General features: G+C 44.1%; 1 protein-coding gene. It reads right to left on the bottom strand.

What is annotated here, in order from left to right; all coding sequences use genetic code 11:
* Nucleotides 1-295: hypothetical protein (locus tag BTV99_RS13665; RefSeq protein WP_178378000.1), on the bottom strand; the 295-nt coding region annotated here is incomplete at both ends.

Genomic DNA, 295 nt, shown 5'->3' with positions numbered 1-295 from the left:
TGCTTGAACTTGTCAGGTTTAACAATATCAAGGCGAGCTTTAAACTTATCATAGCTGGGTAGATTATCTACAGCACTATCTTCAATTATGATGGGTGTTGCACCTTCATCTTTAGTGTCAATGAAGGTTTGATTATCTGTCACAAACTGACGATACCCTATTGCATCATCTGTACCAGTACCAGCTACGCTACTAATGGTATTACTCATCACACCCGTTACCGCTTTAGGTTCTGGTACTGGCTCTGCGTCCGGATCCGCCTTAGTAGCGCCATACGTTCCCTTTCCGCCAGAGA

It is taken from the genome of Psychrobacter sp. Rd 27.2, from assembly GCF_001921755.1.
GTDB classification, from domain to species: Bacteria; Pseudomonadota; Gammaproteobacteria; order Pseudomonadales; family Moraxellaceae; genus Psychrobacter; species Psychrobacter celer.
The sequence above is the reverse complement of the archived record's forward strand: the minus strand, read 5'-3'. Positions and strand labels throughout refer to the sequence as shown.